Here is a 22,252-nt window from a genome sequence, read left to right as displayed (position 1 = left end):
GCGGCGCGGCGAGGCAAGCCGTTACCCGTCACCCGTCCTTCGGCCTGGGCGCCGTCTCGCCGCCACCCGCTTCGCGCAGCCTGTCGCGCCAAGCGCCGAGCGCGTGGTCGAGCGCGGCGATGTCGGCAGGCGCCAGCTGCCCGAGCGTGCGCGCCACGTAGGCGCGCTGAATGGCGAGGCCACGCGTCACCGTTGCGCGGCCTTGCGCGGTCAGGCATAGCGCGTGCGAGCGCCGGTCCCCGGCCAGGGGGCGCCGCTCGACTAGGCCGTTGGCGACCAGACGATCGACCAGGCCAGAGACGTTGCCCTTGGTGACATAGAGCCGATTGGCCAGATCCTGCTGGCTCAGGCCTTCCGCTTCACTCAGCGTCGACAGCAGGTCGAACTGCGAGATGGAGAGCTGCGCCGCCTTGAGCTCGGCGGTCATGGCGCTGTGCAATCGGCGGTTCAGCCGCACGAAGCGCAGCCAGACCCGCAGCACGTCGGGCGCGGGTGCCGACGCGTCGGAGGTCTCGGCGCGACGACGGTCTCCTCGGGTAGCGCCCTGCAGGGCCATGCGTGTGGTCTCGTCCGGCGGTGAGGCGTGATCGTTTAGGTGCGAACTATCGCAAACCCGGGCCCGGTTCGCAAACCTGCTGGCCGGCAGCTCGCGTCCCGCCCGCCAGGCGGTATGACAACCTGTTGATAAGCTTGGGACAACATCAGGAGAAGAGGTGTAGAATTAGGTGCGGAATGGCTTGGCAGGTCTCGTGCGCTGCCGTTATGGTCCGGCGCACACGCGCAGGCGAGACGGGAGGGTTCCCATGCAAGGCATGATGCAGGATTGGCCGCTGTTGATTCACCGGGTCATCGACTACGCGGCGATCCAGCACGGCGCCCGCGAGGTCGTGTCGCGCTCGATCGAAGGGCCGATCCACCGCACGACCTACGCCGAGATTCGCATCCGCGCCCTCAAGGTGGCGCAGCGGCTCGCCCGGGAAGGCATCCGCCCCGGCGACCGGGTGGCGACGCTCGCCTGGAACACCGCCCGGCACCTGGAGACGTGGTACGGCATCACCGGCGCCGGCGCAGTCTACCATACGATCAATCCGCGCCTGTTCGAGGACCAGATCGTCTACATCGGCAACCACGCCGAAGATAAGCTGCTGTTCGTCGATCTCACCTTCGTGCCGATGATCGAGAAGCTGCAGGACCGCCTGCCGACGATCGGCCGTTTCATCGTGCTGACCGACGCGGCTCACATGCCGGAGACCAAGCTGCGCGGGGCGGTGGCCTACGAGGACTGGCTCGCCGAGGCCGACGGCGATTTCGCCTGGGTGACGCTGGACGAAACGGCGGCCGCCGGCATGTGCTACACCTCCGGCACCACGGGCAACCCCAAGGGTGTGGTCTATTCCCACCGCTCCAACGTGCTGCACGCCATGATGTGCGTCGCCCCCGACGCCTTCGGCCTGTCGGTCAACGACTGCGTGCTGCCGATCGTGCCGTTGTTCCACGCCAACAGCTGGTCGCTCGCCTTCTCCGGCCCGATGTCCGGCGCCAAGATGGTGATGCCGGGCATGAAGCTCGACGGCGCCTCCGTCTACGAGCTGCTGGAAACCGAGCAGGTGACGGTGACCGCCGCGGTTCCCACGGTCTGGCTGATGCTGCTGCAGCACATGGAGAAGACCGGGCTGCGGCTCTCTTCGCTCAAGCACGTGCTGATCGGCGGCTCGGCCTGCCCGCGCGCCATGATTGACGCCTTCGAGACCCAGTACGGCGTCACCGTCGCCCACGCCTGGGGGATGACGGAGATGAGCCCGGTCGGCAGCATCTCTTCGATCAAGCCCGACTACGGCGCGCTCGAGCATGATGCGTTGCTCGACCTCAAGGCCAAGCAGGGCTCCGCACCGTTCGGCGTCGAGATGAAGATCACCGACGATGCCGGCAAGGCGCTGCCGTGGGACGGCAAGACGTTCGGGCGCCTCAAGGTGCGCGGCATGGCCGTCGCCAAGGCGTACTTCCGCGGCGAAGGCGGCGACATCCTCGATGCGGACGGCTTCTTCGACACCGGCGACGTCGCCACCATCGACCCCTACGGCACCATGCAGATCACCGACCGGGCCAAGGACGTGATCAAGTCGGGCGGCGAATGGATCTCGTCGATCGACATCGAGAACCTGGCCGTCGGGCACCCCGACGTGGCGGAGGCGGCGGTGATCGGTGTCTTCCATCCCAAATGGGACGAGCGTCCGCTGCTGGTCGTCATTCCCAAGGAGGGGCGCTCGCCCACTCGCGAGGACATCCTGGGCTTCATGCAGGGCAAGATCGCCAAATGGTGGATGCCGGACGACGTCGTCTTCGTCGACGCCATTCCGCACACCGCAACCGGCAAGATCCAGAAGATGCAGCTGCGCGAGCAGTTCGGCAATTATCGCCTGCCCGACGCGGCGGCGTGATGTGCGGTCGTTCGCCCACGGCCGCGTGCCGGATCGAGCCTTGCGCCGGCTGAGCGTTGTCGAACCGTTCAGCGCCTTCGCCCTGTGGAGCCCCCGGCTCGCCTGGTTTGGGGGGGCGGTGGCGCTGATCGGGGTGGCGCTGCTGCGGTTCGGCAAGGTCGAGACCAGTGCCGGCTTTGCCGTCATCGGCTCGGGCCTGTTCCTGGCGCTGGCGGCCGTGGCGCTCGCCGTCGCCGCCTTCGTGGCGATCTGGGCAGAGGGGCAGCGCGGCGCCGGCAGCGCCGCGTGGGGCTTCGTGCTGGCGCTGCTCGTCCTGGCCTGGCCGGCCGTGCTGGGCGCCAAGGCGATCACCCTGCCGCAACTCAACGACGTGACGACCGATATCGACAGTCCGCCGGAGTTCTCGCGCTCGCGTGCGGCGCTCGCCGCCCGCGGCGGCTTCAATCCCCCGGGGCTGCCGGCGGACCGCCGTGCCGCGCAGGCGGCGGCCTATCCGCTGGTGGCGCCGCTCTACCTGGATGTCACGCCGGAGCAGGCCTACGAGACTGTGCGCAGCGCCGCCGAGGGATTGGGCTGGCAGATCGTCGAGGGCCAGAAGCCGGGCGGCCGCATGGGGCAGGGGCGGCTGGAGGCGATCGCCCACACGCCGCTGCTCAACCTGCCTGAGGATGTGACCGTGCGCATCCGCGCCACGGCGGATGGCACCCGCATCGACGTGCGCTCGGTCTCCCGCTTCGGCGCCCATGATCTGGGCACCAACGCCGACCGCATCCAGACCTTCCTGGACGCCGTGTCCGAAGAGGTGTCGGAAGACGAATCGTAAGACGCCGATCTCGATGCCTGGAGCAGGCATCGGAGGGCGTCGTATGGCTCGATGCGGGATACGGGTCGGCGACAGGCATCGACGTCGGCAGATATGCGGCACCTGATCCGCCGAATTATATCGAAATTTTTGATAAAATCGCTCGTTTATGTGACGAAAGCGCCGTTCTGGCCAGGCGATGGTCTTGAGCGAACGGCTTCTCTGTGAAGCGATAAGTCAAAATAATATCTCACATTTTTCTATCGAAGGTGCGGTTCATCCCGGCGTCGAATATCGACGCAGGGCATGGCGGATCGTCGCGTTGATCGTCCAGCTTGTCATAATTTCGAAAATATCATTGATGCTTTGCAAGGGGCGGCCGACGCCGCTCGGCTACGCTTCCTTGATGGAGACTTCTATGAGCGCGGCGCTTTCGCGACGGCCCGGCGAGGACCCGGTTCACCTCGACCATTTCGTCGACGGGCGGTTCGTCTCGGCGCACGGGCGCCGGTTCGAGAATCGCAACCCGGCCACCGGAGCAGTGATCGCCACCGTCGACGAGGCCGACGCCGCTACCGTCGATGCCGCGGTGCAGGCGGCGCGACGCGCCCTCAAAGGGCCCTGGGGGCGGTTGAGCGAGCAGGAGCGCGCGGCGCTGCTGCGCAAGGTGGCGGACGGTATCATGCGCCGCTTTGACGAATTCCTCGCGGCGGAAGTGCGGGATACGGGCAAGCCGGCCGGGCTTGCGTCGCACATCGACATTCCCCGCGGCGCGGCGAACTTCAACATCTTCGCCGATCAGGTGCTGACCCTCGCCACCGAGACCTTCCGCATGCCGACGCCGGATGGGCGCGGTGCGCTCAACTACGCGCTGCGCGCGCCGCGCGGCGTGATCGGCATCGTGTGCCCGTGGAACCTGCCGTTGCTGTTGATGACCTGGAAGGTCGCGCCCGCCCTCGCTTGCGGCAACACGGTGGTGGTGAAGCCGTCGGAGGAGACGCCCACCACGGCCACGCTGCTCGGTGAGGTCATGAACGAGGCCGGCATTCCGCCGGGTGTCTACAACGTGGTGCACGGCTTCGGGCCGGACAGTGCGGGCGAGTTCCTGACCCGCCATCCGGGCGTGGACGGCATCACCTTCACGGGCGAGACGCGCACCGGCACCGCCATCATGAAGGCTGCGGCCGACGGCGTGCGTCCGGTATCGCTCGAGCTTGGCGGCAAGAACGCCGCCGTCGTCTTCGCCGATTGCGATCTCGACGCCGCCATCGAAGGGACGATGCGCTCGGCCTTCGCCAATTGCGGCCAGGTGTGCCTGGGGACCGAGCGCATCTATGTCGAACGGCCGGTCTTCGAGATCTTCGTCGCGCGCCTGAAGACCGCGGCGGAGCGCCTGCGCATCGGCGATCCGTTCGACGAGGCGACGACGCTCGGGCCGCTGATCTCGGACGAGCATCGCCGCAAGGTGCTGGCCTACTACGCGAAAGCCAAGGTCGAGGGCGCCACGATCGTCACCGGCGGCGGCGTTCCCGAGGCGCCGCCGGCATTGCGCGGCGGCTTCTTCATCGAGCCGACGATCTGGACCGGCCTGTCGGCGTCCTCGGCCATCCTCAACGAGGAGATCTTCGGCCCCTGCTGCCACATCGCCCCGTTCGACGACGAGGCAGCCGTGCTCGAAGCGGTCAACGACAGCCCCTATGGGCTCGCGACCGCCGTGTGGACGCAGAATCTGGCGCGGGCCCATCGCCTGGCGGCCGGCATCGAGGTCGGCATCGTCTGGATCAACTCCTGGTTCCTGCGCGATCTGCGCACGCCGTTCGGCGGCTCCAAGCAGTCCGGCATCGGCCGCGAGGGCGGCGTGCACTCCATGGAGTTCTACACAGAGCTGCGAAACGTTTGCGTAAAGCTCTAGAGCGGGACGATTTTTCTTCGAATCATCATCCCGCTCCATGTCGTTTTCTAAGAATGATCTTGTCCCAAAACCGGCGTCCACTTTTTGGGATCATGCTCTAACCGCGAGGCACCCATGTTGTCCGACACCGAGCGCCTGACGGCCGTAGACCGGCTTCTGGAGGCGCAGCGCACGCGCACCCCCGTCGTGCAGCTCTCCACGACGTTTCCACACATCGATATCGAGGACGCCTATTGGATCCAGAGCGAGGTGACGCGGCGCAAGATCGATGGCGGGCGCAGGCTGATCGGCCACAAGATCGGCCTCACGTCGAAGGCAATGCAGCAGTCCTCCCAGATCGATGAGCCGGACTACGGACACCTGCTCGACGATATGATCGTGCCTGACGGCGCCAAGGTCAGGCACGCCGACTACTGCGTGCCGCGGGTCGAGCCGGAGCTCGCCTTCGTCCTCGGCAAGCCGCTGAAGGGGCCGGGCGTCAACCTGTTGGACGTGCTGCGCGCCACCGAATACGTCGTGCCGGCGATCGAGATCATCGACGCCCGCGTGCAGAATCCGCGCAAGATTTTCGACACTGTCGCCGACAATGGCGCGGCGGCCGGCCTCGTGCTCGGCGGACGTCCGGTCGCCCCGCTGGACGTCGACCTGCGCTGGATCGGCGCGGTGTTCTACCGCAATGCCGAGATCGAGGAGACGGGCCTGGCAGCCGGCGTCCTTGGCCATCCAGCGCTTGGCATAGCCTGGCTCGCCAACAAGCTCGGGCCGTTCGGCATCACGCTCGAGCCTGGCCACGTCATGCTGTCGGGCTCCTTCACGCGGCCGGTGTGGGCCGAGAAAGGGGACACGCTGCACGCCGACTTCGGTCCGCTCGGCGGCCTCGCCGTTCAGTTCGTCTGACGGAGCAAGCGGCCGATGGAGCTTCGCCCCAACGCGTTCAAGGCAGCGCTCGCCGCCCGGCGACGGCAGATCGGGCTGTGGAGCAGCCTGTGCAGCAGCATCGTCGCCGAGCTGATCGGCGACAGCGGCTTCGACTGGATCCTGCTCGATACGGAGCACGCGCCCAACGAGCTGCCTGATCTGGTCGTGCAGATGCAGGCGCTGGCGACCGGCACGGCCACGCCGATCGTGCGGCCGGCCTGGAACGATCCCGTGCTGATCAAGCGCATCCTGGACGCCGGGGCGCAGACGCTCCTCGTGCCCTTCGTACAGAACGCAGCGGAAGCGGCCGCGGCGGTCGCCGCGACCCGCTACCCGCCCGAGGGCATCCGCGGCATCACGGTGAGCGGCCGCGCCTCCCGCTACGGACGGATCCAGAACTATCTGACGTCCGCCGCCCGCGAGCTTTGCATCCTCGTCCAGGTGGAGACGACGACGGCGCTCGCCGACCTGGAGGCGATCGCATCCGTCCCGGGCGTCGACGGCGTGTTCATCGGCCCCTCCGACCTGTCGGCGTCGATCGGCCATATCGGCCAGGCCGGCCATCCCGAGGTGCAGGCGGCGCTGCGCGATGCGGCGGTGCGGCTTGCCGGGCTCGGGGTGCCGGCCGGCATCCTGACCGGCAGCGAGGACGAGGCACGCCGCTATCTGGATTGGGGCTATACGTTCGTCGCCGTCGGTTCAGACCTGGGCCTGCTCAGCAGGCACGCCGACGCCCTGGCGCAACGCTTCAGGAGCTGAGACCGCCGTGCCCGCCCCCCATCGCATCGACACGCAGCACCACATTCTGCCGCCGCGCTACCTGGCCGAGGTCGGAGCGGATGCGATCGCCCGGACCCTGGTGTCGGGCCGTGCGCCGGACTGGACCCCGGAGCATTCGCTGGCCGCCATGGAACGCAACGGTGTCGCGGCGGCGGTGGTGTCGGTCTCGGCACCGGGGTTTCCGGTCGCCGACCCGGTCGGCCTTTGCCGCCATTGCAACGAATTCGCCGCCGCGATGGTGCAAGCGCGTCCGGGCCGTTTCGGCAGCTTCGCCAGCCTGCCGCTGCCGGACGTGGCGGCGAGCCTCGACGAGATCCGCTACGCGCTCGACGAGCTCCAGGCCGACGGCATCTGCCTGCTGACGAACTACGGCGGGCGCTACCTCGGCGATCCGCTGTTCGCGCCCGTCTTCGCCGAACTGGAGCGACGAGGCGCGGTCGTCTACGTTCACCCGAACGACGCGCCGGGCAGCCTCCAGCTCGGCCTCCCGCCGGCTTCCCTCGAATTCCCGTTCGATACGGTCAAGGCGATCGCAGCGCTCCTGTTCAGCGGCATGCTCGCGCGCACGCGGCATATTCGCTACATCTTTTCCCATGCGGGCGGCGGCCTTCCGGTGCTGGCCGAACGCCTGGCACGGCTCGAACGCCGACCCGACTTCAAGCAGCACGTGCCCGACGGTGTGCTGGCCGAGGTTCGCCGGCTGCATTTCGATATCGCGCTTTCGGCCGGCGAACTGACCCTCGGCGCGCTGCTGCGGTTCACCACGGCTGACCGCGTGCTCTTCGCCAGCGATTTTCCGCATGCGCCGGAGGACGCGATGGCCGGCACCGTCGCCGGTCTGGCGCGGGCGGAGTTGCCGGCTGAAGACCTTGCCCAGATCGAGCGCGACAATGCGGTGCGGCTGATGCCTCGCCTGGCCGCCGGATATCCTATGCCGGCCGATAGCGCCCCTTGAGCACCGGAGGCCCGTCGGTCGCGACCTTGCCGCGCTCCACCAGATCCTCCAGGTGAGCGTAGACCGACAGGCCGGCGGCCGGGATCAGCGCCGCGGCCAGGCCCTCGTAGAGCCTGGGCACGATCTCGCCGATGGTGGCGTCGCCGGCTTCCAGCCGTGCCAGGATCGCCGCTTCGCGCTGGCGCCGGTGGCCGGTCAGTGCGCGCACGAAGCGTTTGGGATCGCGGACCGGGCCGCCATGGCCGGGCCAATAGACGGCGTCGTCGCGCACCCTGAGCTTGTCCAGCGAGGCCATGTAGTCGGCCATGGCGCCGTCCGGCGGGGCGACGATGGTGGTCGACCAGCCCATGACGTGATCGGCGGAGAACAGCGCCTGCTCCTGCGGCAGGGCAAAGGCGAGGTGGTTGGCGGTATGGCCCGGCGTCGCCACGGCGATCAGTGACCAGCCGGGGCCGTCGATGCGTTCGCCGTCGGCGAGCTCCAGGTCGGGCCGGTAGTCCATGTCGCCGCTGGCGTCCAGGCGTGTCACCTCCTCGCCGGACAGGGGGCGGGAGGGTCGGTGCGGGCCGCAGCCGGCGAGCACGGCGCCGGTGGCGGCAACGAGCGCCTTGGCGCCCGGGGAGTGGTCACGGTGAGTATGGCTGATCACCACGTGGGTCACCCGCTCGCCGGCGACTGCGGCGAGGATAGCCGCGGTATGGCCCGCATCCTCCGGCCCGGGATCGATGATCGCCACCTCGCCACGGCCGACGATGTAGGTGTTGGTGCCGCGGAAGGTGAACGGCCCCTCGTTGGGCGCCAGCACCCGCCGCACCAGCGGCGTGAGCTCGGCGACAGCGCCGGGCGGCGTGTCGAACTCGCGGTTGAACGGGATCTCGTCTGCCATCGGCCTCTCCTGACCGATGACCTATGGCATAGAAGCGAGCCGCGGTCATGCGTCGCAAAGCATCGTCAAGCGCCTGTGGCGGAGGCGATTTTTCCCCTGGCAGGCTCCGAGCGCCGCTCCGATCTGGCTGATTCCCTCCGATCGCGCGCGCCGGCGCGCCGGTGTCAGCCTCACACTACTGGCACCCCGCCGGGGTGCTTGGCCTTCTCCTCCGGCTCCACGTGGATGGAGATCACGACATCCTCGATGCCGGCGCGCAGGGCATCCTCGATGCGGTCGCAGACGGCGTGGGATTCCGAAACGGTCATCGTGCCGGGCACGACCAGGTGGAACTCGATGAAGGTGACACGTCCGGCGTGGCGCGTGCGCAGATCGTGCGCCTCCAGCGCCCCTTCCGCATGCGACGAGATCAGCGCCCGCACGCGCTCCAGCGTCTCCGCTGGCGCCGCCTCGTCCATCAGCCCGCCGACGGATTCCTGCACCAGCTTCCAGCCCGCCCACAGGATGTTGACGGCGACCAGGGCAGCGAGGATCGCGTCGAGCTGAAGCCAGCCGGTGAGCGGCACCAGGGCGACACCGACAAGGACGCCGGCGGAGGTGACGACATCGGTCCACAGGTGCCGCGCGTCGGCCAGCAGCGCCGGCGAGCGCCAGCGCTTGCCCCAGCGGAACAGCACGGCACACCACGCCGCGTTGATTGCGCTGGCGCCGGCGTTGATGGCAAGGCCGAGGAACGGCGCGTCGAGCGGCTGCGGCGCCAGGAACCCGAGGTAGGCTTCGCGCAGGATCGTCAACGCCGCCACGACGATCAGCACGCCCTCCAGCACCGCCGACAGGTACTCCGCCTTGTGGTGGCCATACGGATGATTGGCGTCGGGCGGAATGGCGCTCAGGCGGACGGCGAAGAAGGCGGCCACCGCGGTCGCCACGTTGATGATGCTCTCCAGGGCGTCGGAATAGAGCGCGATGCTGCCCGAGACGTGGAACGCCAGGTACTTCAGCGCAAAAACGATCGTGCCAACGGCGATGCTGCCGATGGCCAGCTTGAGTGTTCCCGACATGACGTCACTCGGTTATGAACCACGTAGCGCCGGTCGAACGGGGCGTCGCGACGCCCATGCACGCCGACGACGACCCGGCTCAATACTGAAGCGCATGCTGCCGCGCGCTCGGTATAGCCATCCGTCGCATGTGGGCAATGCTTTTGTTTGCTAGTGAAAACTATTCGCAATACGAGGCGGGGAACCGGTGCGGCGCTGAGGCTCCGCTATTTCACCAGCGTGCGGCAGCCTGGGGCGTGGGTGATGGCGCAATCCATCAGCGCTGCCGAATCCCTGGCGCGCTTGATCAGCACCGCAGCCAGCACGACGAGTCCGATGACGAAGACAATGCCGATCAGACCGCGGAAGCCGGGATCCGGCGGCCGGTCCGATGGCTCCTCACGCCGGGGCGGCGCCGGCACCGACTCGTGCGGATTCGTTTGCTCCGACATGGCGCGATTATACAGGATGGGGTGGATGGCAGGTCCCGCAGAGCGGATACCGGTTCTGCGTGAACGGCATGCGTGCGTCAGGAGGCTCCGGGAACCTGGTCCACCGCCGGCGTCTGAATCGTGTGCGCCGCATCGGCGGCGAGGGTCGGTTCGCCGTCGGTTCGCCATGTGCGCCGGCGCACGTTCAAATTCCGCAGAGTGAGTCCATAAAGGCCCACCAAGGGTAATCGAGACCCCTTGAGACCTTGGAGACTGGGCCCTGCGCACGCCCCCCGCGCAGGGCCCTTTTCATGTCGACGGCACGCGAGCAAGCCGCTGCCGCGGCTTGCCCGTTCGATGCATCATGCAACTCGGCCGGATGGGGCCCGAGTGCATCAGCTGCTCGCAAAGTGCCCCAGATACAACGAGTTAGCGCTTCCTATCCGATCGGACGTGCCTGCCGCACAGGCCAGGACGGATGGGAAGGGCGGCGGCTCACGCGCTGGGTGTTTTCCGGCTCGTCCGGCTTTTGGCCGCGGGGGCAGGCGCCTTTGAGGGTGCCGGCTGCTTCGCCGCAGGCGCGGGCGCCTTCTTGGCCGCCACCGGTGCCTTCTTTGCCGCTGCTGCCGGCGCCTTCTTCGCCACGGCGGCCGGCGCCGGCTTCGCCGGTGCGGCGGGGGCCGGCTTCGCCGCTACCGCAGGGGCCGGCTTCGCTGCCGGCGCGGGCTGCGGCTGCTCGGCCGCCTTGGCCTGCTGCTTGGCGGCGAGCCCGATGGCACCGTCTATGGCGGCGCGCAGTTCCTGCAGCGCATGGGCGTTGCATTTGAGGTAGGCGACGGCGCCCACGACATTCGGGATGGTGCCGTTGCTGAGCGGGATCGGCCGCCCCGCCACCAGGCCGAACGTAAAGGTGCCGTGCGCGCTGCCGACGGCGCTCACCCCGTCGAAGGCAATGATGGGCGCGTGTTCGGCGCCCGAAATGACGGCACGGGACGGACTGGTTTCACCTTCAGACATCTGTGCACTCCTCTGGCTCGCGCGGACAATAGGCCGAGGACAATCGTCGCGACAAGCCGCGCTTTAACGGAAGGTTAACCGTGCCACGGAGCATCGCCGCAAGCTTACGTCGCCGCGCCCGCCCGCAGAAAGGTCTTCAGCATGCGTCGGGCATCGCGCTTGCGTGCCGCGCGCCACGCCGCCGTCGACAGATCCTGGTCGAAGATGAACGACAGGGTGTGCACATTCGACAAATGAAACTGGCACAACGCGACCATCAGGACGTAAATGCGCAGTGGATCGAGGTCTGCTGCAAGCTGGCCTTGCGCATAACCTTTCTCGATGAGCCGCGAGATCATCGCCAGAACCGGGGACGACATTTCGCGGATCTTGGCAGACGTCTTCATGAAGCGGGCCTTCAGCAGGTTCTCGTTGCGGAACAGACTGACCAGGGCCTGGTTCGATTCGAAATGATCGTTCATGAAGTCGAAGAGCTGCAGTAGCCCCTCGAGCGGATCGGCATGGTCGACGTCGAGCTTGAGCTCGTGGCGGCGCAGGTCCGTCAGCGCATCCTCGAGCACCGCCACGTAGATCTCCCGTTTGCTGCCGAAGTGATGGTAGAGCATGCGGGAGTTGGCGCCGGCCTTGGCCAGGATGCGGTCGACTCGCGCGCCGGCAAAGCCGTGCTGAGCGAACTCGGTCTTTGCCGATGCGAGCAGGCGCTCGCGCGTCGGTACGGCCGCCCTCCTGTTTCCCGATGGCCGCCCGACCTGCGTGGGTCGAGGCATCGGGCCGTCCGTCGGATCCGTCCGGTCCGGCGCCGTCTCAGCCGCACGCCGCATGATGCTCCTCGATGATGTGCGCGGCCGAGGTCAGCAGGGAGCGGTCTGCTCCGCGCGGCCCGATCAGCGAGAGCCCGATCGGTGCGCCCTCGACCAAGCCCGTCGGAATGGTGAGCTGCGGCAGCCCGGCGTGGCCGGCGATGCAGCTGAGCGTCAGCGCAGCGCGATGGAACGGCCCGAGCCCGTCGGGCGCGACCGTGCGAAGCGGCGCGATGGACGGGGACGTCGGCAGGATCAGCAGGCCGTCGTCGCCGAGGAGCGTGGCCATCCGCTCGCGAATGGCGAGCCGCAGGGGTTGCCAGCGGGCGGCATCGTCGGCGCCGTCCCGCGCCATCTCGAAAGAGGCTTTGTCCTCGTCTGTGCGTCCGCTCATGGCGATCCTGACCGCTGCTTCGACGAGCCCGACAGCAAGTCCCTTGCCATGGGCGGTTTTGCAGGCTCGCGCCCAATTGCGGTCGCGCCGCTGCCGTTCCTTGCGCCAATCGGCGTCACGCGCTGCCCAGTAAATAAACACTTACTTTTATATGTGATATATCACTCTGATAATATTTGACTTTTTTGATCCGCAAGCTTGGCATGTCGCGTGCTTGTGGTGGTCCGGGCCGAGGCCGCTGCCGCGCCGGTCCGCACGACGACACTGCGTTTGCGAGGACCACCCATGCTGCTCACCCGCCGCAACCTGCTCGTGACGGCCGCCGGACTGGCCGCCGTCTCGTTGGCCCGCCCCGGCCTTGCCGCCGATCCGATCAAGATCGGCATCCTCATTCCCGGCTCGAAGTCCGACAAGGGCTGGATGGAGTCCGGCTACGACGGGCTCGCGGCCGCGCAGAAGGCCTACGGTGACAAGATCAAGGTGCAGATGATCGAGAACATCAACTACGCCGACATGGAGCAGGCGCTGACCCAGCTCGCCAGCGCCAACCAACTGGTCATCGGCGTCGGCGGCCAGACCCAGGCGGCCGTGTTCAAGATCGCCAAGCGCTTTCCCAAGACCAAGTTCTCCATCGTCGGCGGCAATGCTGGCGACAGCCTGCCCAATGTCGCCGGCTACGACGTCAAGCAGGCGGAAATCGCCTTCGTCGCCGGCGCCGCCGCGGCGATGCTGTCGAAGACCGGTGCCGTCAGCTACGTCGGCGGCATGGAGATTCCATCCATCGTCAATGCGGGCAAAGAGTTCGGCAAGGGCGCGAAGTACATCAATCCCGACATCAAATACTTCGAGAATTACACCGGCGATTTCGACAACGTGGCCAAATCCAAGGAGGCGACCTTGGCGGCCATCGCCCAGGGCGCCGACGTGCACTACCACATCCTGAATTTGGGCTTGCGCGGCATGGAGCAGGCGGCCAAGGAGAAGGGCACCCACATCATCGGCAGCTACACCAACTATTGCGGCACCGACCCGCTCTATATCGCCTATTCGATCACCGGCGTCGGCTTCCAGGTGCGTTACGCCATCGACCAGATGGTCGCGGGCACCTGGGCGGCCGGCTACAAGCCGTTCGGCCTCAAGATGGGCCCTGAGGCATCCGACATCGTCGTCTGCTCGGGCACGCCCGAGATGAAGACCAAGCTCGACGCCATCAAGGCCGATATTCTCTCCGGCAAGATCAAGGTGCTGGAAGGGTGAGCGCCGTTGCGGCAGTGCCCGAGCCGCTGGACGGGCGCGGCGCAGGCGTGCTCGCCCTGCGCGGCGTCGGCAAGCGTTTCGGCGCGTTTGCGGCGCTGGCGGACGTCGATCTCGACCTTCGCGCCGGAGAGGTGCATTGCCTGCTGGGCGAGAACGGGGCCGGCAAGTCCACGCTGTGCAATCTGCTCTTCGGTATCCATCGGCCCGACGGCGGCGAGATCCGGCTCGACGGCGCACCCTACCTGCCGGGCGGGCCGCGCGATGCGCTCGCCGCCGGCATCGCCATGGTGCACCAGCATTTCAGCCTGATCGACGACATGAGCGTGGTCGACAACCTGATGCTGGGCCAGGAGCGCGGCGTGGTGAACCGCAGGGCCTACGCCGCCCGGCTCGGCGCGCTCGGCGACCGTTACGGCCTGACGCTCGCGCCTTTCGCCCGCGTCGGCGACATCTCCATCGGCGAGCGCCAGCGCGTCGAGATCGTCAAATGCCTCATGCGCGAGCCGCGCGTGCTCATTCTCGACGAGCCGACCGCCGTGCTGCTGCCGGACGAGATCAGGAGCCTGCTCGCGGTGATCCGCCGCGTGGCGGCGCAAGGCTGTGCCGTCATCCTCGTCACCCACAAGCTGGCCGAGATCCGCGATGTCGCGGACCGGGTCACGGTGCTGCGCCAAGGCCGTATCGCGGCGAGCTCGGACACGCCGGCCGACGACATCGGCGCCCTGGTCCGCGCCATGATCCAGCGCCCGATGGAGGGGCTCGACCCCGCCATGATGATCACCCTCGGCATGGCCCAGGGCTTGGGCCAGGATTTGGCGCAGGACGCGGCGCCACGGCCGCCCGCGCGTCCCCGGGCGGCACTGCCGCCGCAGGACATGCTGCAGCTCGACGGCATCACCGTCAGGGACGCCGACGGGGCGCTCCGCCTGGATACGCTGACCGTCACCGTCAGGCCCGGCGAGATCGTCGGCATCGCGGGGGTCGAGGGCAACGGCCAGAGCGAGCTCGGCGCCGTGCTCGCCGGGCTCAGGGCGCCCGACGAGGGGCGCGTGGTCGTCGACGGTGCAGACCTCACCGGCCGCAGGCCCCAGGCGTTCACGGCCGCCGGCGTCGGCATCGTGCCCGAGGACCGGCACCTGGTCGGCGCGATCGTCGACATGAGCCTCACCGAGAACCTGTTCCTCGACCGCGCCCGGGTGCCGACGCGCTTCGGCCTGCTGCGGCGCGGCGAGATGCGCAAGGTGGCGCTCGCCATGATGGAGCAGTTCGACATCCGCGCCGCCGGTCCGGACGCGGCTTTCGGCAGCCTGTCCGGCGGCAACCAGCAGAAGGCGGTGCTCGGCCGCGAGCTCACCACACCCGGCCTCAAGGTGCTGCTCGCGGCCCAGCCGACGCGCGGCCTCGACGTCGGTGCGGTGGAGGCTGTCTACGGCCTCATCCGTGCCGCCTGTGCCCGCGGCGTCGCCGTGCTGCTCATCTCCTCCGAGCTCGACGAGATCCTCGCCGTCGCCAATCGCGTGCTGGTGCTCTACCGGGGCCGCATCGTCGGCGAATGCCCGGCCGAGCCCGGAGAGCGGGAGCGCATCGGCACCCTCATGGCGGGGCAGGCGGCATGACGACGGAAGCGCCCTCGGCTCCCACGCGCCCGCCGCCGCAACCGCGTGCAGCCATGGTGCCGGCGGGCTTCGCCATCCCGATCGCCGCCGTGCTGGGCGCCTTCGCCTGCGGCGCGCTGCTGGTCGTCGCCACCGGCCTGCCGCTCGGCCAGGCCGCGGCCGCCTTCGTCGACGGCGCCTTCGGCTCGGCCTATGCCATCTCGGCCTCGCTCAACCGCTCGGTGATCTACGCCCTGGTGGGCTTGGGCTTCATCTTCGCCAACCGCGCCAATCTGACCAACGTGGGCGGCGAGGGCCAGATCGCCGTGGGCGGCATCGCTGCGACCGCCGTGGCGCTGGCTCCTGGCGTCGGCACGCTGCCGTTCGGCCTCGCCTTCATCATGCCGATGCTGGCGGCGACGCTGGCCGGCGCCCTGTGGGGCGGCATCGCCGGCGTGCTGAAGGCGCGCGTCGGCACCAATGAGGTGATCAGCACGCTGCTGCTCTCGTTCATCGCCACATGGCTGGTCTATTGGTGCGTGCAGTCGGAGCAGTTGCTGCGCCAGCCGATGACGACGGCAGCCACTCTGCCGGAATCGTCGGCGATCCCCGAGGCGGCCCAGCTGCCGCTGTTGACCGGCGACTATGGGTCTCCGGTCACCATCGGCCTGCCGATCGCCGTCGCGCTCGCGATCCTCGTCGCCATCGTGCTCGGCCGTTCGCGTCTCGGCTTCCAGCTCAAGGCCGTCGGTCTCAACCCGGTGGCGGCAACCCGCGCCGGCTTCTCCACGCCGCAGACCGTGGTGCTGGCCTTCCTCGTCGCCGGCGGCTTCGGCGGCCTCGCCGGCGCCATGATGCTGCTCGGCGACCAGTACTCCCTCAAGGCCGGCTTCTCGTCGGGCTACGGCTACGACGGCCTCGTCGTCGGGCTCCTGGCGCGCGGCTCGGTGGGAGGCGTCATTGCGGCGGCCCTGCTGTTCGGCTTCCTGCGCTCGGCCGGCATCACCATGGAGATGAGCGCCGGTGTGCCGACCGCGCTGGTCCTGGTGATCCAGGGGCTGATCGTCGTCGCCGTGGCCGGCGCCGCCTTCTGGCTCGACCGCAGGCAACCGGCGAGGGGCTGAGCATGACCGCGGAATTGCTGGCCGTCTTCCTGGGGTCGTCGATCCGGCTCGCCATGCCGCTGATGCTCGCCGCCATCGGCGAGCTGGTGAGCGAGCGCGCCGGCGTGCTCAACATGAGCCTGGAGGGCATGATGCTCACCGGCGCCTTTGCCGGCGCGGTCGCCTCCTGGGCGACCGGCAGCCCGGCGCTGGGCCTGTTGATCGCCATCCTCGCGGTGGTGCCGGTGGCGCTGCTCCAGGCCTTTCTCACCAACACGCTCAGGGCCAACCAGATCGTCTCCGGGCTCGGCCTCAATATCCTGATCCTCGGGGCCACGACGCTGGGCTATCGGGAGATCTTCGGCGCTCGCTCACGCGAGGCCATCCCCGGCTTCGACAAATGGAGCCCGCCCGGCCTGGGGCAAATCCCGGTGTTCGGCGAGGCGGTGTTCACCCAGGTCTGGCTCGTCTACGCCGCGCCGCTGATCGTCGTCGCCGTCGCCCTGGTGCTGCGTTCCACGGCGCTCGGCATCGCGCTGCGGGCGGCCGGCGACAGCCCGCGGGTGCTCGACCGCGCCGGGCTGTCGGCGCAGCGGCTACGCTACGGCGTGGTGATCTTCACCGGCATCATGGCAGCGCTGGGCGGCGCCTTCCTGTCGATCGGCGACATCCACACCTTCACCGAAGGCATGACCAACGGCGCGGGCTATCTCGCCATCGCTGCCGTGATCTTCGGCAAATGGGATATCGTCCGCACCGCCATCGCCTGCCTGCTGTTCGGCGCCGCCACGGCGTTGCAGTTCCAGTTGCCGGCCATGGGCATCGAGGTGCCCAGCGCCCTGCTGATCATGTCGCCCTACCTGCTGGCTTTCCTCTCGGTGGCCGGTCTCGTCGGTCGTCAGACGGCGCCGCGAGCGCTCGCGGTGCCCTATTGGCGGTAGCCGGCGGGGTTGTTTGTCCCGCGCACTGCATCGTACGCCGCCGCGCTCGCGGTGCGCGACGAGGCGTCGAGCCGGAACCTCGTCCTCGTCGACGGCGTCGGCGAGGCAGGATAATGGGGCGACCAGGATATCATCCGGCCTGTGCGCTCTCGCGCTCGTAGAGCCGGCGGCCGGCGCGGTACCAGTCCTCCTCATAGAACGGGAGGCCATAGGCTTCGATCCAGTCGCGCACCGCGCCGGGCGGCGTCGCCAGGCGCGTGAAGCTCAGCGCCGACATGAGCTCGGCGATCTCGGCGTCGGCGATCGCCGCGGTGCCCGCCGCCGGCTGGCAGCGCACCACGCCGATGATCCGTTCGTACTGGCCGTCGAAGATGTCGGCAGCGACGCGTTCGGCGGTGGCCGTCGCCAGCGTCGTCTCGGGCATGAAATCGCCATCGGCGTGGCCGAGGAGGACGAGGTAGAGGTCGCGATCGGCGGCAACCGGTGGCTCCGGGCGAACGGGCCGCGGCAGATCGCGGGCGCGGATGGACATATGCACAAGGGCCTCCCGCGGCGGCCGGTCCGCCACTCGTGAGACCCAGTGTTTCTCAAAATATGAAATTCATCAAACGCCGAATATTCTGATTATAAGAAATATCCAAACCGAACAGGCGCTTCAGCTCAGGCTTCGTACTTGCCGACGATGCGCAGCGCGCGCGCCCATGGGTTTCTGGCCAAAGCGAACTCGCGCTCGGGATTGTACTGTTTGACCCGCCACTCCTCCGGCGTCGCCTTGATCAGCTGTTTCACCGTCGCCTTGAATTCGCCGAGCACCGTCTCGGCCACGAAGATGTGCTTCTTGTTGGGCAGCGGCGGCAGGCGCGGGTTGACGATGACCATGTCGCCCGCCTCGTAGACCGGCGACATGCTCTCACCGGTGACCAGCACGGCAAAGCCGTCGCGCACGTCGCCCATGAACCACGGGCGCGGCACGTGGTCGATGGGATCGGTCGAGACCACCATCTCCCCGGGCCCGCCCTCGACGGCGGCGTAGACCGGCAGGTCCCGGGCACCCAACGCCGGCGGCGAGGGGCGTCCGGGCGCCGCAGGCATGTGGCCGGGTCCGGGGGGGGCGGATGGGGGCTCCAACGCCAGGGGCGACGGCACCTCCAGGTAGTCGGCAATGAAGGGGATTTCGGATGCCTTGAGCTGCCTGGCCCCCTTCAGCAGCGCGGTCACGACCGAGGGCTGCCAGCCCATGTGCGCGGCCAGCCCGGACCGTGTCTTGCCCGGCTTGTCGAGTCCGCGGCGAATCCAATCGACAGACATGATGATATATTTCTGTAAATCAGAATAAAAAGCAAGGGTAAAAATCTGAAATAAGCTTGACCGAAATTTCACGTTAGCAGAATGTTAACCCCATGGAACCGGCACGCACCATCATCAAGCGCCTGGGCGGCGAAGCCGCGGTCGCCGCGGCCACCGGCACGGCCTACACCGCGCCCTACCGCTGGCAGTATTCCAAGGCCAGGGGCGGCACCGGCGGCCTGATCCCGCAGCGCCATCACCGGCGTCTGCTGGATTTCGCCGCCAAGGTCGGGGTGGCGCTGCAGCCGGACGATTTTCTGCCGCGTGCCGAGCCGGCCGTGCCGCGCGCGACGCCCTGCCAGCGCGCGGAGGTGCGATGATGGCGCCCGTCGACGGCACGCGCCGGCGGACGCCGCGCCAGCCGACCGTGTGGACCGGCGCTCGCGTTGCGCGGCTCCTGGCGCTGCGCCGCCAGGGCGCCACGCCGGCGGAGATCGCCGCGGAGCTGGGCGTCACCGCCAACGCGGTCAAGATCAAGGCCTGCAAGCTCTCCTACGAGCCGCATCGGGCGCCGGCCCGCCGGGAGAAGCCGGTGCCGGGCTTTTCGACCAAGGTATCGGCCCAGAACGCCAAGGCGATCGCCGAACAGGCCCGGGCGTTCGGGCTGACGGCGCCACTTGCCGTCCGCGAGATGATCCGCCTGGCCGCCCAGCACGGCCTGGTGCGTGCCCTGCTCGGCGAGGCCTACGAGGCGTCGGCGGACGAGGTCTGGGACGAGCACGAGGCTGCCGTCCCCTCGACGCGACGAGGCACGCTGGCTCCGCTCAACCTTCCGAACACCCCACCCGCCCGGCGTGACGCGTAGCGGCCCGCCTCAAACCGTTCAGGAGCACGACCATGGCATCCGAAACCGACCGGACCGCCGACCAGGCCGCATCGCCGGCGCTCATCGACCACGTGGCCAAGGCGCTGCTCGACCACGATCGGCTCTTCGTGAACCCGTTCCGCAGCTGGGCCGACATCCATCGCCGGAGAGAGTACCGCGACCGCGCCGCGGTGGCGCTCGAGGCTGCGGCCGCCTGGCGTACGAACCAGCATTCCATTCCCGCCGGAGAAGGCCGATGAGCTCGAAGCGCGACGGCGAGGGCCGCTATACCGCCATCCACCGCGGCAGCGTGCCCGGCGAGCTGCCCAAGGCGGGCCAGCGCGGCTTCAACGTCCACATCGTGCACGGCATCGTCGCCGATCCCAACGCGGCACGGCCCGGCGACAAGCAGCGGGTCGCCATCAACGCCCGCACCGATGCGCTGGAGACCGAATACGCGCACAAGCGCATCGACCATGCGGCCTATGCGGCGGGCCTGCGCTACCAGCAGGCGCTGGAACGCACCGGCCTTCATGCGCTCGGCAGCGCCTGGGCGATGGAAGGAAGCCGCAGCGATCCCGCCGACCGCCGCGACGCGCGTATCGTGCAAGGCCTGGAGGCGGCGCAGGCGGCGGTCAGGCTGCTCGACGCCACCCGCCCGGTGGTGGGCATGTTGGGCGAGCGCGTCCTGGTCATGGTGCTGGGCGAGCGCCTCACCCTGGGTGATGCCGCCTACCGGCTCAGCGGCCGGCGCGACAAGCATATCACGGATCGCTATGCCTGGATGTTCCGCCAGGCGCTGGAACTCCTGGCCGAGCACTGGGCCGTCGTCGGCCGCTCCGCCAAGCGAGGGTGAGGGCGTGCCCGACGCCGGCGGGCCTGCGCCGGGCGGTCGTCATGGACCAATGCCCCGTCGGCAACACATCCGATGCCGATCTGACGTGCCATTGGATGGACCCATCCAATGGCAGCGAAATGCTCATCATTTTTTAAATCTGAAGCGCTTCTCTTGTGATTGGGCGAGCCCACCCGGTCGCGAAGCGCTTAAGGCTGAAATGCGAGATATTATGCTGTGCGCCTCTGCAAATAATGGGTCTGCCGATAAAGGCCTCAACTTATGCCGCGGGATCGGAATCGGCCTCTACATTGAGCTTGCCGCGACGAGCCTTATCATCGTTGCGATCCGACTCCTGACTTGACCGCGCCAGTGGTCGTTAGAGCATGATCCCCAAAAGTGGATCTCGGTTTTTGGACAAGATCATGCTCAAAACAAAGACTTGGAGCGGGATGATGATGCGAAGATAAATCATCCCGCTCCAGCGCGACGCTTGCGCGGCGGCGGGCAATCCCCGGAGGAGGGCGCGGGCCACGTCTCCGCCGACGGAACGGCCGCGTGCGCCTGCCGATCATCTCCGCAGCTTCTCGGCCGCCGCCTTCAGCTTCTCGCGATTGTTGCCCAGCTTCTGGAGGAGCCTCAGCGCCTGATCCTTCGAGATGCCGTGCTCTCTGGCGAAGTGGTGAGCCCCCGTGGTGAGTGTACCACGATCTGAGGCGGCCCGCGGCGTCTTGTCGTCAGGCATGCTGTCCCCCGCGCCGGACGCCAGCCCACCCCCGGGCTTCCCCTAGGGCATCCGGTTCAAGCGATCAGCTCAGCACGGCATCGGCCCGTGCACAAGGCCCATGAACGCACTGCGCCCCGTCGGATCGTGCCGTCTGCAACCGTGCCGGACCGCTTACTGCTGCCGAACCTCGATGCCGCAGGTCCTGAGCCATTCCATGATTTGTTCCGGCGTTTCCTTCACATGGAAATGCCTCTGCTGGGCTTTCGTGCCGTCGGCGAAGCCGAAGCTCAGCCTGGTCAAGGGGCCGGTCGTGGCTTGAAAATGCGTGACGCAATCCATGTTGACCGTCACGGCCTCATCGGATGTATTGGTGAGCTGAATCCAGGCCATCGTTCTCTCCCCAACCCAAGTTCTTTTGATTCACGAGCTGGAGCGTGAAGCCTCGGCCCAACACCGTCAAGATGGCCGAAATTGTTACTCCCGACATCGATCGCGTGCGCATCGCTTAGTGGAAGAGCGCCTCGTCGCAGCCGGCGATGACTCGCGTTCATATGTGCGGCCTGGTCGAAGCCCGTCCCGAAGCCGTTCCGTTGCAGGGCCGGCCCGGCACGCGTGTCCAGCCCCCTGAGCTGTCCGCGTGCAGGGGTTCGGGAACATCGGAACCAGTGACTTGCATGATGATAGTTGATGACTATATGTCGGGCTTAGCCGTTCTCGACGGAGCGTTCGCACGGTGAGGCGCAAGAGCTTCGATAACATGCAATGCCCGGTCGCCCGCAGCCTCGAGCGCGTCGGCGAGTGGTGGAGCATCCTTATCCTGCGCGATGCGCTGCACGGGCTGCGGCGCTTCGACGAATTCCAGGCGAGCCTCGACATCGCGCCGAATATGCTGGCGCGGCGGCTGAAGGCGCTCGTCGACGCCGGGCTGCTGGAGAAGCGACCCTACAGCGAGCGACCGCTGCGCTACGAATACGTGCCGACTGAGCGCGGCCGCGACTTCCGTCCGGTGCTGCAGGCCCTGCAGGCCTGGGGCAACGTCCATTTCGCGCCGGAGGGCCGCAGTGTCGTCACTGTCGACAGCCGCACCGGCCGCGAGGTCGAGGCGGTGCTCATCGACCGGGTCAGCGGCTTGCCGCTGACCGATCCGGTCTTCCGCACCATCGCCGGTCCTGCTGCCGATGCGGGCATACGGCAACGCTACGCCGGCGCGTCGCCGCGCCCGGCATCGGATCCCGCGGTCAGCTGAACTCGGAAAAGGAGCCATTCATC

At 68.1% G+C, this 22,252-nt stretch carries 26 protein-coding genes; 15 read left to right on the top strand and 11 right to left on the bottom strand.

Features of this window, described 5'->3' with window-relative positions; genetic code table 11:
- Positions 1–28: 28 nt before the first annotated feature.
- A complete protein-coding gene (locus tag ACZ5PO_RS34120; RefSeq protein WP_464187143.1) occupies positions 29–556 on the bottom strand; it encodes a MarR family winged helix-turn-helix transcriptional regulator in 528 nt (175 codons plus the stop codon).
- Positions 557–803: 247 nt separating this feature from the next.
- Between ACZ5PO_RS34120 and ACZ5PO_RS34115 the strand changes: the two genes are divergently transcribed.
- The 6 genes from ACZ5PO_RS34115 to ACZ5PO_RS34090 all read left to right on the top strand — a co-directional run bounded on the left by ACZ5PO_RS34115 (position 804) and on the right by ACZ5PO_RS34090 (position 7,805).
- Entirely contained in the window at positions 804–2,438 is a 1,635-nt protein-coding gene (locus ACZ5PO_RS34115) for a long-chain-fatty-acid--CoA ligase (protein WP_464187142.1), read from the top strand.
- A gap of 40 nt (positions 2,439–2,478) precedes the next feature.
- The gene (locus tag ACZ5PO_RS34110; protein ID WP_464187141.1) at positions 2,479–3,261 is read left to right on the top strand and encodes a DUF1499 domain-containing protein; all 783 of its coding nucleotides are present in this window, start codon (positions 2,479–2,481) and stop codon (positions 3,259–3,261) included.
- Between the two features lie 397 nt (positions 3,262–3,658).
- Positions 3,659–5,152 (top strand): 2-hydroxymuconic semialdehyde dehydrogenase, encoded by a 1,494-nt coding sequence (locus ACZ5PO_RS34105; RefSeq protein ID WP_464197148.1) that lies wholly within the window; start codon positions 3,659–3,661, stop codon positions 5,150–5,152.
- Between the two features lie 114 nt (positions 5,153–5,266).
- Complete coding sequence (hpaH, locus tag ACZ5PO_RS34100) at positions 5,267–6,049, top strand: 2-oxo-hept-4-ene-1,7-dioate hydratase (RefSeq protein WP_464187140.1); 783 nt, start codon at positions 5,267–5,269, stop codon at positions 6,047–6,049.
- 15 nt (positions 6,050–6,064) lie between these two features.
- Positions 6,065–6,829, top strand: a complete 765-nt coding sequence (locus ACZ5PO_RS34095) for an HpcH/HpaI aldolase family protein (RefSeq protein ID WP_464187139.1) — start codon at positions 6,065–6,067, stop codon at positions 6,827–6,829.
- Between the two features lie 7 nt (positions 6,830–6,836).
- The gene (locus tag ACZ5PO_RS34090) at positions 6,837–7,805 is read left to right on the top strand and encodes an amidohydrolase family protein (RefSeq protein ID WP_464187138.1); all 969 of its coding nucleotides are present in this window, start codon (positions 6,837–6,839) and stop codon (positions 7,803–7,805) included.
- On the opposite strand, the gene ACZ5PO_RS34085 is transcribed toward ACZ5PO_RS34090, so the two are convergent.
- The 6 genes from ACZ5PO_RS34085 to ACZ5PO_RS34060 form a co-directional block, all read right to left on the bottom strand.
- Positions 7,780–8,691 carry an MBL fold metallo-hydrolase gene (locus ACZ5PO_RS34085; RefSeq protein ID WP_464187137.1) on the bottom strand — a complete coding sequence of 304 codons (912 nt, stop codon included), beginning with the start codon at positions 8,689–8,691 and terminating at the stop codon, positions 7,780–7,782. The two genes, ACZ5PO_RS34090 and ACZ5PO_RS34085, sit on opposite strands and share 26 nt — an antisense overlap.
- 170 nt (positions 8,692–8,861) lie before the next feature.
- A complete protein-coding gene (locus ACZ5PO_RS34080; protein WP_464187135.1) occupies positions 8,862–9,752 on the bottom strand; it encodes a cation diffusion facilitator family transporter in 891 nt (296 codons plus the stop codon).
- Positions 9,753–9,958: 206 nt separating this feature from the next.
- Entirely contained in the window at positions 9,959–10,183 is a 225-nt protein-coding gene (locus ACZ5PO_RS34075; protein WP_464187134.1) for a hypothetical protein, read from the bottom strand.
- Positions 10,184–10,657: 474 nt separating this feature from the next.
- The gene (locus tag ACZ5PO_RS34070) at positions 10,658–11,179 is read right to left on the bottom strand and encodes a hypothetical protein (RefSeq protein WP_464187133.1); all 522 of its coding nucleotides are present in this window, start codon (positions 11,177–11,179) and stop codon (positions 10,658–10,660) included.
- Positions 11,180–11,283: 104 nt separating this feature from the next.
- Positions 11,284–11,946, bottom strand: a complete 663-nt coding sequence (locus ACZ5PO_RS34065) for a TetR/AcrR family transcriptional regulator (protein ID WP_464187131.1) — start codon at positions 11,944–11,946, stop codon at positions 11,284–11,286.
- 37 nt (positions 11,947–11,983) lie between these two features.
- Positions 11,984–12,373 (bottom strand): amidase family protein, encoded by a 390-nt coding sequence (locus ACZ5PO_RS34060; protein ID WP_464187130.1) that lies wholly within the window; start codon positions 12,371–12,373, stop codon positions 11,984–11,986.
- Positions 12,374–12,658: 285 nt separating this feature from the next.
- Here ACZ5PO_RS34060 and ACZ5PO_RS34055 point away from each other — a divergent pair, with 285 nt between their 5' ends.
- The 4 genes from ACZ5PO_RS34055 to ACZ5PO_RS34040 are packed head-to-tail and all read left to right on the top strand — an operon-like array spanning position 12,659 to position 17,269.
- Positions 12,659–13,630 (top strand): BMP family protein, encoded by a 972-nt coding sequence (locus tag ACZ5PO_RS34055; RefSeq protein WP_464187129.1) that lies wholly within the window; start codon positions 12,659–12,661, stop codon positions 13,628–13,630.
- Positions 13,627–15,246 (top strand): ABC transporter ATP-binding protein, encoded by a 1,620-nt coding sequence (locus ACZ5PO_RS34050; RefSeq protein ID WP_464187128.1) that lies wholly within the window; start codon positions 13,627–13,629, stop codon positions 15,244–15,246. Before ACZ5PO_RS34055 ends, ACZ5PO_RS34050 begins: the two co-directional genes overlap by 4 nt.
- On the top strand, positions 15,243–16,349 hold the full coding sequence (locus ACZ5PO_RS34045; protein ID WP_464187127.1) for an ABC transporter permease: 1,107 nt from the start codon (positions 15,243–15,245) through the stop codon (positions 16,347–16,349). Before ACZ5PO_RS34050 ends, ACZ5PO_RS34045 begins: the two co-directional genes overlap by 4 nt.
- 2 nt (positions 16,350–16,351) lie before the next feature.
- Complete coding sequence (locus ACZ5PO_RS34040) at positions 16,352–17,269, top strand: ABC transporter permease (protein WP_464187126.1); 918 nt, start codon at positions 16,352–16,354, stop codon at positions 17,267–17,269.
- A gap of 130 nt (positions 17,270–17,399) precedes the next feature.
- On the opposite strand, the gene ACZ5PO_RS34035 is transcribed toward ACZ5PO_RS34040, so the two are convergent.
- Together ACZ5PO_RS34035 and ACZ5PO_RS34030 are read right to left on the bottom strand one after the other, a co-directional pair.
- Entirely contained in the window at positions 17,400–17,807 is a 408-nt protein-coding gene (locus ACZ5PO_RS34035; protein ID WP_464187125.1) for a hypothetical protein, read from the bottom strand.
- Positions 17,808–17,929: 122 nt separating this feature from the next.
- Positions 17,930–18,577, bottom strand: coding sequence for a LexA family transcriptional regulator (locus ACZ5PO_RS34030; RefSeq protein ID WP_464187124.1), 648 nt, complete (start codon positions 18,575–18,577; stop codon positions 17,930–17,932).
- Positions 18,578–18,669: 92 nt separating this feature from the next.
- Here ACZ5PO_RS34030 and ACZ5PO_RS34025 point away from each other — a divergent pair, with 92 nt between their 5' ends.
- Genes ACZ5PO_RS34025 through ACZ5PO_RS34010 form a run of 4 tightly spaced genes read left to right on the top strand, consistent with a single transcriptional unit; the run spans position 18,670 to position 20,277 of the window.
- The gene (locus ACZ5PO_RS34025; protein ID WP_464187123.1) at positions 18,670–18,936 is read left to right on the top strand and encodes a hypothetical protein; all 267 of its coding nucleotides are present in this window, start codon (positions 18,670–18,672) and stop codon (positions 18,934–18,936) included.
- Positions 18,933–19,421: a hypothetical protein gene (locus ACZ5PO_RS34020; protein WP_464187122.1), complete on the top strand. Its 489-nt coding sequence runs from the start codon at positions 18,933–18,935 to the stop codon at positions 19,419–19,421. The genes ACZ5PO_RS34025 and ACZ5PO_RS34020 overlap by 4 nt, the downstream gene beginning before the upstream one ends.
- 32 nt (positions 19,422–19,453) lie before the next feature.
- Complete coding sequence (locus ACZ5PO_RS34015) at positions 19,454–19,681, top strand: hypothetical protein (RefSeq protein ID WP_464187121.1); 228 nt, start codon at positions 19,454–19,456, stop codon at positions 19,679–19,681.
- Entirely contained in the window at positions 19,678–20,277 is a 600-nt protein-coding gene (locus ACZ5PO_RS34010) for a hypothetical protein (RefSeq protein WP_464187120.1), read from the top strand. Before ACZ5PO_RS34015 ends, ACZ5PO_RS34010 begins: the two co-directional genes overlap by 4 nt.
- A gap of 550 nt (positions 20,278–20,827) precedes the next feature.
- Here ACZ5PO_RS34010 and ACZ5PO_RS34005 read toward each other — a convergent pair.
- A complete protein-coding gene (locus ACZ5PO_RS34005) occupies positions 20,828–21,001 on the bottom strand; it encodes a DUF3606 domain-containing protein (protein ID WP_464187119.1) in 174 nt (57 codons plus the stop codon).
- Between the two features lie 153 nt (positions 21,002–21,154).
- Positions 21,155–21,373 carry a hypothetical protein gene (locus tag ACZ5PO_RS34000; RefSeq protein WP_464187118.1) on the bottom strand — a complete coding sequence of 73 codons (219 nt, stop codon included), beginning with the start codon at positions 21,371–21,373 and terminating at the stop codon, positions 21,155–21,157.
- 343 nt (positions 21,374–21,716) lie between these two features.
- On the opposite strand from ACZ5PO_RS34000, the gene ACZ5PO_RS33995 reads away from it, so the two are divergent.
- Positions 21,717–22,229, top strand: coding sequence for a winged helix-turn-helix transcriptional regulator (locus tag ACZ5PO_RS33995; protein ID WP_464187117.1), 513 nt, complete (start codon positions 21,717–21,719; stop codon positions 22,227–22,229).
- Positions 22,230–22,252 lie beyond the last annotated feature (23 nt).

This window comes from Chelatococcus sp. KU-N122 (genome assembly GCF_055391085.1).
This window is presented reverse-complemented; position numbering and strand designations above follow the sequence as displayed.

Bases quoted from the DNA above. Each gene is read 5' to 3' on its own strand.
- ACZ5PO_RS34085 (WP_464187137.1), bottom strand. From the start codon at position 8,691: ATGGCAGACGAGATCCCGTTCAACCGCGAGTTCGACACGCCGCCCGGC.
- ACZ5PO_RS34015 (WP_464187121.1), top strand. From the start codon at position 19,454: ATGGCATCCGAAACCGACCGGACCGCCGACCAGGCCGCATCGCCGGCG.
- ACZ5PO_RS34005 (WP_464187119.1), bottom strand. From the start codon at position 21,001: ATGCCTGACGACAAGACGCCGCGGGCCGCCTCAGATCGTGGTACACTC.
- ACZ5PO_RS34095 (WP_464187139.1), top strand. From the start codon at position 6,065: ATGGAGCTTCGCCCCAACGCGTTCAAGGCAGCGCTCGCCGCCCGGCGA.
- ACZ5PO_RS34120 (WP_464187143.1), bottom strand. From the start codon at position 556: ATGGCCCTGCAGGGCGCTACCCGAGGAGACCGTCGTCGCGCCGAGACC.
- ACZ5PO_RS34060 (WP_464187130.1), bottom strand. From the start codon at position 12,373: ATGAGCGGACGCACAGACGAGGACAAAGCCTCTTTCGAGATGGCGCGG.
- ACZ5PO_RS34020 (WP_464187122.1), top strand. From the start codon at position 18,933: ATGATGGCGCCCGTCGACGGCACGCGCCGGCGGACGCCGCGCCAGCCG.
- ACZ5PO_RS34055 (WP_464187129.1), top strand. From the start codon at position 12,659: ATGCTGCTCACCCGCCGCAACCTGCTCGTGACGGCCGCCGGACTGGCC.
- ACZ5PO_RS34080 (WP_464187135.1), bottom strand. From the start codon at position 9,752: ATGTCGGGAACACTCAAGCTGGCCATCGGCAGCATCGCCGTTGGCACG.
- ACZ5PO_RS34105 (WP_464197148.1), top strand. From the start codon at position 3,659: ATGAGCGCGGCGCTTTCGCGACGGCCCGGCGAGGACCCGGTTCACCTC.
- hpaH (WP_464187140.1), top strand. From the start codon at position 5,267: ATGTTGTCCGACACCGAGCGCCTGACGGCCGTAGACCGGCTTCTGGAG.
- ACZ5PO_RS34045 (WP_464187127.1), top strand. From the start codon at position 15,243: ATGACGACGGAAGCGCCCTCGGCTCCCACGCGCCCGCCGCCGCAACCG.
- ACZ5PO_RS34070 (WP_464187133.1), bottom strand. From the start codon at position 11,179: ATGTCTGAAGGTGAAACCAGTCCGTCCCGTGCCGTCATTTCGGGCGCC.
- ACZ5PO_RS34000 (WP_464187118.1), bottom strand. From the start codon at position 21,373: ATGGCCTGGATTCAGCTCACCAATACATCCGATGAGGCCGTGACGGTC.
- ACZ5PO_RS34010 (WP_464187120.1), top strand. From the start codon at position 19,678: ATGAGCTCGAAGCGCGACGGCGAGGGCCGCTATACCGCCATCCACCGC.
- ACZ5PO_RS34065 (WP_464187131.1), bottom strand. From the start codon at position 11,946: ATGCCTCGACCCACGCAGGTCGGGCGGCCATCGGGAAACAGGAGGGCG.
- ACZ5PO_RS34115 (WP_464187142.1), top strand. From the start codon at position 804: ATGCAAGGCATGATGCAGGATTGGCCGCTGTTGATTCACCGGGTCATC.
- ACZ5PO_RS34030 (WP_464187124.1), bottom strand. From the start codon at position 18,577: ATGTCTGTCGATTGGATTCGCCGCGGACTCGACAAGCCGGGCAAGACA.
- ACZ5PO_RS34040 (WP_464187126.1), top strand. From the start codon at position 16,352: ATGACCGCGGAATTGCTGGCCGTCTTCCTGGGGTCGTCGATCCGGCTC.
- ACZ5PO_RS34025 (WP_464187123.1), top strand. From the start codon at position 18,670: ATGGAACCGGCACGCACCATCATCAAGCGCCTGGGCGGCGAAGCCGCG.
- ACZ5PO_RS34075 (WP_464187134.1), bottom strand. From the start codon at position 10,183: ATGTCGGAGCAAACGAATCCGCACGAGTCGGTGCCGGCGCCGCCCCGG.